The organism is Bacillus sp. SIMBA_005 (genome assembly GCF_046535585.1).
Taxonomy (GTDB): Bacteria; Bacillota; Bacilli; order Bacillales; family Bacillaceae; genus Bacillus; species Bacillus pumilus.
The window spans coordinates 1-227 of record NZ_JAWRWI010001349.1 but is presented as its reverse complement, the minus strand read 5'-3'; the positions used below and the strand labels follow the sequence as shown (position 1 = coordinate 227).

Sequence of the window (227 nt, the reverse complement as noted above, 5' to 3'; positions counted from 1 at the left end):
GGGAGACCCCCAACTACCATCGGCGCTGAAGAGCTTAACTTCCGTGTTCGGTATGGGAACGGGTGTGACCTCTTCGCCATCATCACCAGACAATTTAGTGACAAAAGATATTATACTATGTATTGAAAATAAATCAAGAGATATTTAAAAAATGTTCTCTCAAAACTAGATAACAATGTTCAAACTTCACATTAGAATAAAGGTTAAGTCCTCGATCTATTAGTATC

General features: G+C 37.4%; 1 rRNA gene. It reads right to left on the bottom strand.

From position 1 onward, the window contains the following. Positions 1–90: ribosomal RNA gene (gene rrf / locus SB660_RS24460) — 5S ribosomal RNA — on the bottom strand; the annotation flags it as partial. Between the last annotated feature and the right edge of the window lie 137 nt (positions 91–227).